Below are 8,665 nucleotides of genomic sequence, written 5' to 3' on the forward strand. Positions count from 1 at the left end.
CTATAATGGAGATCGGTGCTTATGCAGTGCATCCCCCTGGTGCGCTGTCCTTACATTAGAATGGAGAGGTTGAACATGAGTTATTCACTGCCATCCCTGCCTTATGCTTATGATGCGCTTGAGCCGCACTTTGATAAGGAAACGATGGAAATCCATCACACTAAACATCACCAGGCTTATGTTAATAATGCCAACGCGGCGCTGGAAGGTACTGAGTTCGCTGCTCTGCCTGTTGAAGAACTGATCACCAAACTGGATCAGGTACCGGCTGAGAAAAAAACAGCTCTGCGTAACAATGCAGGTGGTCACGCCAACCACAGTCTGTTCTGGAAAGGCCTGAAAACCGGTACTACCCTGCAGGGCGATCTGAAAGCGGCTATCGAAAAAGATTTCGGCAGCGTTGAAAAATTCAAAGAAGAATTCGAAAAAGCGGCCGCGACCCGTTTCGGTTCCGGCTGGGCATGGCTGGTGAAAAAGGGCGATAAGCTGGCGGTAGTTTCTACGGCTAACCAGGACAGCCCACTGATGGGTGAAGCGATTTCAGGTGCTTCCGGTTTCCCGATCATTGGTCTGGATGTCTGGGAACATGCGTATTACCTGAAATTCCAGAACAAACGTCCGGACTATATCAAAGCATTCTGGAACGTCGTTAACTGGGATGAAGCTGCAGCGCGTTTTGCTTCTGCAAAATAATGCTGTACTGGCTGACAACGTATTGATCAGCTACTGATACCGGCGGCCCTGGCTGCCGGTATTTTTTTGTATGCTGTTGTTATTTCTCCCTTCTTCGTGTGCTGTGGTGCGGTACTCCTCCCGGAGACTGTTTTTCACCGTGCTGCTAGTGGTTACCGAAAGTAAATCAGTCATCAACAAATAACATATTTTTCAATAGCGGGAGGCAACCTGCAGCTGATTGCTCTGTTGTTGAAACATCAGGATCTATGCTTTGCCAGAGAGATGATGAAAAACCGGGCTTTGTTATGTCGACCCTTGTGACTGATTCACTGAGAAAATCCAACACTTCACTGCTCTGGTCAGTAATCAGCAGCAGATACCACCCGGACAGGGCATGGCGCAGCAGGCCTTTTTGCCTGAAATTTATCTTACGTTGCTGCTGCTATCCGCGGATCAGTTACCGTTACCTGCGGGCACTGACCGGTCTGGATATGTTCCCTGGATTACTGGCACGTCAGGGATTGCTGCCGGCGAAAATCCATCGCCCGTATCTGAGCGCCGGACTGGGCGTTCAGCAGCGGGCAGAGGCAATTGTCAGCCATTATCAGTTGCTGGCCGGCCTTGTTAACCCGCAGTTACAACAGATCCTCGGGCAGCCGGCGGGCAGACCGTTACTGCAGTGGCACAGTTCTGAGGGACAGGCATTCACACTGAGCTGTGGCCCGGCCAGATTTGATCGTGAAGGCGAGGTGATGTTATGCCTGTCTTATCAGCAGCAGGTAGTTGCTACCATCACTTTTGCGCTGATCCGCCAGGCAGAAAAATCAGTGCTATTTATCGGCGGGTTGCAGGGGCCCGGGCCGGAAGTCCCGGCAGAAATCATTCGTCAGGCAACCCGTGCGGCTTACGGTATTTTTCCGAAAAGACTGCTGATGGATGTTATTTTCTGGCTGGCTGCCGCCGGAAATATTGATGCGATTCAGGCGGTCAGTGAAAACAGTCATGTCTTCCGCAGTCTGCGTTACCGTTATAGTAAACAGGATAAATTTTTTGCCAGTTACAGTGAGTTCTGGGAAAGCCTGGGAGGCAGGCCAAATCTCCGGGGTAACTATGATTTACCCTTACAGGTGATACGTAAACCGCTGGAAGAGGTTGTCAGTAAAAAACGGGCAGAATACCGGCGTCGTTATCAGTTACTGGCGCAGCTACAGCAGCAGTTTAACGACGCGCTGGGGATCACCGGCAAATAGTATTGCCTTGCGGTGAGGGGTCAGAAGGCTTTTTTGGCAAATCCGGTCACTTCTTTGAGGCCCATTTCCCGACCGAGGGCAGTCATCGGGTGAACAATAACTACTCCGCGGGCTGCTTTTTTCAGAGCCCCCAGATTGGCCTGCTCTTTTTTCGTAATCGCACGGCTGAAAGACAGTTTCTGCAGCTTCTGTGCTTCCTGGCTGAGTTTTTGTTCTCGCACGTTACGCAGACGGGCGATTTCTTCTTCCAGAGTGTGCTTTTCTTTCTGGAGCTCACCCAGTTTTTCCATATCACCGGCTTCGAGCAGTGGCTGGGATTTATGATTGATGGCATCCAGCTGATCGCTCAGACGCTTGATCTCGGCTTTTTCTTGTTCTTTCATTGTTGACTCCTGTTAAACAGCGGCAAGGATACACCAAAATATCGGCGGACTTAACTCTGTCCGTCGTTTGCTGTGGATCCCGGCGATAGCTTACCATGGCAGACCGTCAGGAAACCCCCTTTATGTAATCGCCGGTCGGGGGGAAGCGGTTTAATCTCAGAAGAAACTGAAAGGATAGTCTGCAAAGAAGCGGATTTCACTGCCACCGCTGTTGTAATCTGCCGCATTTGCTGACACCCGCAGGATAGAGTAACGCAGGTCCAGTGTCAGATCTTTTGCCACACCACTCTGAACCTTGTACTGGATCTGGTTATACAGTTCATGCTCATGACCGTTGCTGGTCTGGCTGGTTTTAATATTGTCGCCGCGAACATAAGCGATGTTATAACTCAGGCCGGGGATCCCCAGCTCGGAAAAATCGATCCCATAGGCGGCCTGCCAGGAACGTTCACCTTTTGCATCAAAGTCTGACCAGTAGGAGTTATCCAGCCAGATACTGTTCCCGCCGTCACCGACGCCGCCCTGGTCACGGTAACCAGCGTACTGATAGCCGGTACTGCCATTACTCTGCTGATATGCCAGCTTAAAAGTATGTATCCACCAGCTATAGTTAGCAGCCATGCTCCAGATGGTATTACTGCGGCCGGTATCCAGCTGACTGGCATATTTTTTTGTCAGACGTGAGTTATAGCCATTAAAGTTTAGTGCCAGCGACTGTTCGGCCGCCAGTGGTTGCTGATAACTGAGTCCCAGATACTGTTTGTTCAGGGTTTTTTCGACATTTGATGCATAGAATGATCCGCTAAACCGATCATTAAACTGGTAACTGGCACCGCCAAATGACAGGCTTTTCAGGCCGCTATTATGGCGATCGTCACTTTTACGTTGTTCATCGGTCAGGTAACCGGCATTAATATCCAGCCCGTGTATTTCTTTAGACGTGACCACCACCCCGGTAAAGGTTTCGTCCAGTAACCGTGAGTTATCGGCCGAAACGACCGGTAACTGCGGACGCTGTGTACCGTAGCTGATCACCGTATCAGAAATACGCATTTTGGCAGTTGCACCGAATTTTGCCAGTTCTGACTTTGCTTTCCCGTTATGTGCCTGTTTAAAGAAATCTATTCCGCCGTCGCCGCTTTTGCCGCGCCCGCCGTCCAGGCGTACCGCATACTGACCCATAGCATCGAATCCGAATCCAATCAGCCCGCGGGTGTAGCCTGACTGCCAGTCAGCGATCAGCCCCTGGCCCCATTCTGCACGGTTCTGAATACCCGGTACTTTATAATCCCGCTTCATATATGCATTACGCAGCAGAAGATTGAAATGGCTGTCGGCAATAAAACCCTTACTCTGTGACTGTTCACTTGCCAATGCCGGGATAGCGCTTAATATTCCGCAAAGAATAATTGGTAATTCTTTTTTCACTTTTATTATACCTTTGTATTTTATATATCTGTTTTACGCCCGGAGCTGTTTTATTATTCCGATAAGAAGAATAATTATTAATAAAGGATGGTAAATACCGGAGGGGGATTCTATTACTCTTGCAACGTAAATAATAGCCCTTTGTATACGGGGGAATAGAAATAACGGACAGTTTTAAATAAAATAAATCGCTTTTTCTGTTAAGTAAAAAATTAAATAAACAGTTAATGCTAATCTATGAATTATAAATAAAAATAATAAGTAATGAAAAACTTAATTATCTAGCCGGATCTGTATCCTTTTTCAGCGGCCGTTGAAAAATCCGCCCCGTAATGCGGTAAAAAATTACGGGGACGGAAAACATTACTGTACGTTGCTGATAGCAGCTTTCAGCTGGCCGAGCACCGGTGCTTCGCTGGCAATTTCACCGACCAGCGTATTGTACTGGTTTACCTGATCTTTGGATGCGAACTGGACATTATTATTGGCAAAGCTGACACTGTTGCTCTGGGCCTGCAGGAAATCACCGGTGGCAATAACAGAATGGCTCAGTGCCTGCAGTTGTGGCAGTAAAGGCAGTATGCTGTCTGCCGGCCGGGTCACCACTTTGCTATATGCCGCCTCATAAGTTTTTTGCAATTCTGGCGGTAATTTCAGCGAGGATTTACTGCTGTCTGCCAGATTACGGGCTGTCTGCACCTGTTGGGTGACAACATTAAGCGCACCTGCGGCCTGGCGCAGTGCATCCCGTTGTGACTGGTAATCGGCAGGAATTTTGATTGCTGACAATTCGTCGGTGACCGGACGGATACCGTCATTAACGACTTTATTCAGTTGTTGTGAGAAACCATACAGAATTGCATAGTCACCGGCAAAATTGCCGAAGTTTTTTTTCTGACTCTCGCTCAGGGTGGGTAACTGTGAACCGCTACGCATAACGGTATTCTGCAGGAAATCACTGAATGCCTGACTTTGCTCAGCTTGTTTATCACCACATCCTGTCAGCTGGGAAATCATAAGGAATGTTGCCAGCAGCAATCCAGACTGCTTTGTTAAACGGAAAATGCCTGATGCCATAAGGGGCTAGCTCCTGATATTTGACAACGTGTTTGACCACCAGAAAGATCACAGGATAGAGCAAAGCGGGGTTTCCGCCAATCATCTTTCTGCAGCCTGTGGTTATCCGGAAAAAGGGCGATATTTTTTTGCCTGCTGCCGAAACCAGCTGGCGGATATATTGTAAGGGTGTCTGGATAACCTATTGATATTAAACTTTATTTGCAACTCTGCTTGTGCGCGGAGTTGCGGGTTACCTTCACACAACAAACCGATTTGTATCTGTTTTTCGACCAGGTAGATGGCAGCAAAAACCGGATCGTTATCTACAATATCTTTTGTATTATCAATGATATCGGCAAGTTTAATGGTTTGTGCTTCTGCTGAGGCCCTGACAGTGTGTTGCAGACAACAGGTAATGCGTTGCTGACGGGTACCAGACTCAGCCATATCAGGATTAGTCAGCATATGCACTATGACTGCAATTCGGTGACCAAACAGGCGCTGTAATTGTGCAAAAGTGGCCGGGGTATCTTCTAAAGTATCATGCAGCCAGGCGGCGGCGAGCAGAGTTTCATCGGCGCCTGTTGTACGGACCAGCTCAGCTACTGCCTGAGGATGCACAATATAGGGAGCATTACTGTATTTACGCCGTTGTCCTGACTGATAATGCATATGCCGGGCAAAGCGTTTTGCTTTTTCTTCCAGTGAATAATACATATGCCCTCCGTATGCAGGATATTTATTTTCTGATAATAGAATGCTGGCCGGGATACAGGCAAGGCAATATATTTTGTTTTTAAACAATAATTACTTTTTATAAATAATTCGGATTTTTAATTATTTTCCGGAAAATTCCGTATATTTCATTTTATTTTAAATTGTGTCGAACTTATAGAGTGGTTCAGACTCTGAGAATAGATAATCTTGTATCATCCGGAGTTCCAGGGTTTATTAATGAATAAAATCAAGCTGTTAACACAAAGTCAGTTATCATGGATTCTGGCCTTGTATATTGGTGTTTTTTTAAACTGGTCTGTGTTTGAACGCAGATTTCAGGGATTGTGGGCAGGCGGAGATGTACTGAAGTGGTCATCGGCGGTGGCTGAAGTTGTGGCAGCTATACTGGCCTGTTTTATCGTATTTCGTTTTGTTTCGCTGGGCGGGAAAATATTTTTCCGGCTGATGGCATCAGTGATAGTCGTGATTTCTGTTTCGGCCGGCTACTACATGGTGGTTTTTAATGTTGTTATTGGTTACGGGATTGTAGCCTCAGTACTGACGACGGATACCGATCTCTCTAAAGAAGTGGTCGGTCATTATTTTTATCTGTGGATGGTGCTGGTCAGTGTGTTACCCCTGTTCCTGATTTGGCGCAGCCAGCTGACGGAGTCGCTGTTATCACAACTGACGACCCGCGGACAGCGTGTAAGGGCACTGACCGGTTTAGTGGTATGTATTGCTCTGGTCTGGTTGCCCCTGCGTGTTCTGGATAAACAGTATAAACACCGTGAGCTGGAAACGAATATTGATTTACCCAGTTATGGCGGCATGGTGGCGCACTCTTATCTGCCGGTCAACTGGCTCACGGCAACAGGGTTATTTGGCTGGGCACAGCTGGATACAAAGCTGACAGGGGATAAATTATTCTCTCCGGCCAGCCATTTTACCTATGTTGCACCACAAGGTATTGATGATACTTATGTGGTGTTTGTGATTGGTGAAACGACCCGCTGGGATCATATGGGGATTCTGGGATATCCGCGGGACACAACACCGTTACTGGCAAAAGAAAAAAATCTGGTGGCTTTTAAAGGGCATTCCTGTGATACGGCAACTAAGCTTTCTTTGCGCTGTATGTTTGTCCGCGAGGGGGGAGCCGGTGAGGATCCGGGACGGACATTAAAAGAGCAAAACGTATTTGCAGTACTGAAAGCGCTGGGATTCAGTTCCGGACTGTATGCAATGCAGAGTGAAATCTGGTTTTATCGTCTGACTGATGTCAGCAATATGGCATTTCGTGAACAGATTGGTTCAGAGCCGCAGAATAATGGTAAACCGGTCGATGATTCACTGTTGATTCCGAAACTACAGCAATCTTTGCAGCGGCATCCGCAGGGTAAGCATTTAGTGATATTGCATACTAAAGGTTCCCATTATTTATATTCCCAGCGTTATCCGCGCAGCTTCGCATTTTTTACCCCGGAATGTATTGGTGTGGATGATTTTTGTTCGAAAGACCAGCTGATTAATTCATTTGATAATTCAGTCCGTTATGTCGACTATATGCTGGATACTGTCTTTGACCAGTTGAGAGATAAAAAAGCGATTGTGTTTTATGTCGCGGATCATGGTGAATCGATCAGCAGTAACACCCATTTTCACGGTACGCCGCGAGAGATGGCACCGGCGGAACAATTCCGCGTCCCGATGCTGGTGTGGGCTTCAGATAAATACCTGGCAGATGATGCTAACCGGCAGCGTTTCAGTATTCTGCAACAGCAGGCTAAAGCCGGTGTGACCCATTATCATCGTGAGCTGTATGATTCACTATTAGGCTGCCTGGGATATACTTCGCCGGATGGTGGTATCAGGCCTGAAAATAACTGGTGTCAGAATCCTGTTGATGAAAAAGCAGTCAGGTAATGCGGCCCCGAAGCGAAAAATAATCTGTCGCTGGCTGCTCCGGATGCTTTTTGGTCAGTCAGCGGCTGATTTTCGAAAAAGCGGTTGACGCCTTCGGGGGGGCGCAGTAATATTCGCCCCCATCGGCGAGTAGCGCAGCTTGGTAGCGCAACTGGTTTGGGACCAGTGGGTCGGAGGTTCGAATCCTCTCTCGCCGACCATTTTCAAAGAAACCCGCTTTTAGCGGGTTTTTTTACGTCTGTAGTAAAAGAGGATGAGAACCTCCGAAGGAGGTTTGCGCCGAGCGCAGCGAGACAACGTTGCGTAAGCAACGGCCCGCAGGGGAATAATCCTCTCTCGCCGACCATTTTCAAAGAAACCCGCTTTTAGCGGGTTTTTTTACGTCTGTAGTAAAAGAGGATGAGAACCTTCGGGTGAGGAAAGACCAGAGGGCGCTGGTCTTTGGATCTGCGCCTGGTGTGTAGCCTTTTACCTCCGGATTACGGTTCCCGGCATAAGCGTCCGGCTCTGAGCATCTTCCTTTATCAGACACCTTTATCGCTGAAACAGTTTTGCTGCAGTCAGCGTTATCGATAGCCAGTGCTAATCCACCCGCCTTCGGGCATAAACGTCCGGCTCTGTGCATCTTCCTTCCGCCATCAGTGGCGGAGTTTCAGCAGCCGCACTGCGGCGGACGGGTTAAGGCCCGGGGGCGCGGGCCTTAACAATCCACGCCTTCGCGTCATCCTTTAGCGCTGAGTCACCTGGCTCGCTATGTAAACGTCTGACTCTGAGCATCTTCCTTCCGCCATCAGTGGCGGAGTTTCAGCAGCCGCGCTGCGGCGGACGGGTTAAGGCCCGGGGGCGCGGGCCTTAACAATCCACGCCTTCGCGCAGTCCTCGCTGTTCCTTCGCTTATCGCTCCGTCTTTCCGGACCGCACGGATTCGCCGTCCATGGCTCAGCCGTGCTATCGCCGGCGTCCTGCCGGCTCCTCCGGGCCGTCACTCTGCGCTCAGCGCTGCGGATAGCGCGTGGTCACACCGCCGCGGTAATAAATCAGCATTTATCAGATACTTTTACCGCTGAAACATGTTTCTGCAACCCGCGTTATCGATAGCTGAGGCAGGTTACCGGAGGCGGCATCCGGGCCGCTGAGTGAATGAGTGTGACCAGGGCGAGCCGCAGGGAAGCGGCGAGAGGCCGTGTTGAGCAGGAGCGAATCGCGGCCGGTCCGTCAAGGTCACGG

At 49.0% G+C, this 8,665-nt stretch carries 7 protein-coding genes, 1 tRNA gene and 1 other RNA gene; 5 read left to right on the forward strand and 4 right to left on the reverse strand.

The annotated features are described in order from the left end of the window. Positions 1-75: 75 nt before the first annotated feature. Together sodA and JK216_RS10185 are read left to right on the forward strand one after the other, a co-directional pair. Positions 76-693: a superoxide dismutase [Mn] gene (gene sodA, locus JK216_RS10180; protein WP_212708178.1), complete on the forward strand. Its 618-nt coding sequence runs from the start codon at positions 76-78 to the stop codon at positions 691-693. 287 nt (positions 694-980) lie between these two features. Further along, the gene (locus JK216_RS10185; RefSeq protein ID WP_249213092.1) at positions 981-1,925 is read left to right on the forward strand and encodes a VirK/YbjX family protein; all 945 of its coding nucleotides are present in this window, start codon (positions 981-983) and stop codon (positions 1,923-1,925) included. Positions 1,926-1,945: 20 nt separating this feature from the next. Here the strand turns inward: JK216_RS10185 and JK216_RS10190 are convergent, their stop codons facing one another. From JK216_RS10190 to JK216_RS10205, 4 genes are all read right to left on the reverse strand, one after another. After that, complete coding sequence (locus tag JK216_RS10190) at positions 1,946-2,308, reverse strand: YibL family ribosome-associated protein (RefSeq protein ID WP_212708179.1); 363 nt, start codon at positions 2,306-2,308, stop codon at positions 1,946-1,948. A 156-nt stretch (positions 2,309-2,464) separates the two neighbouring features. Further along, the gene (locus JK216_RS10195; protein ID WP_212708180.1) at positions 2,465-3,736 is read right to left on the reverse strand and encodes an OprD family outer membrane porin; all 1,272 of its coding nucleotides are present in this window, start codon (positions 3,734-3,736) and stop codon (positions 2,465-2,467) included. Between the two features lie 363 nt (positions 3,737-4,099). Beyond that, positions 4,100-4,813: a DUF3053 domain-containing protein gene (locus tag JK216_RS10200; RefSeq protein WP_212708181.1), complete on the reverse strand. Its 714-nt coding sequence runs from the start codon at positions 4,811-4,813 to the stop codon at positions 4,100-4,102. Between the two features lie 102 nt (positions 4,814-4,915). After that, positions 4,916-5,512, reverse strand: a complete 597-nt coding sequence (locus JK216_RS10205; protein ID WP_212710488.1) for an HD domain-containing protein — start codon at positions 5,510-5,512, stop codon at positions 4,916-4,918. Between the two features lie 237 nt (positions 5,513-5,749). Here JK216_RS10205 and eptB point away from each other — a divergent pair, with 237 nt between their 5' ends. The 3 genes from eptB to JK216_RS10220 all read left to right on the forward strand — a co-directional run bounded on the left by eptB (position 5,750) and on the right by JK216_RS10220 (position 7,784). Then, entirely contained in the window at positions 5,750-7,438 is a 1,689-nt protein-coding gene (gene eptB / locus JK216_RS10210) for a kdo(2)-lipid A phosphoethanolamine 7''-transferase (protein WP_212708183.1), read from the forward strand. A 123-nt stretch (positions 7,439-7,561) separates the two neighbouring features. Further along, positions 7,562-7,638, forward strand: a tRNA-Pro gene (locus JK216_RS10215). Between the two features lie 32 nt (positions 7,639-7,670). After that, positions 7,671-7,784, forward strand: a non-coding RNA gene (locus tag JK216_RS10220) — RtT sRNA. Positions 7,785-8,665: the final 881 nt, after the last annotated feature.

Source organism: Tatumella sp. JGM94 (assembly GCF_018257595.1).
Classification (GTDB): Bacteria; Pseudomonadota; Gammaproteobacteria; order Enterobacterales; family Enterobacteriaceae; genus Tatumella; species Tatumella punctata.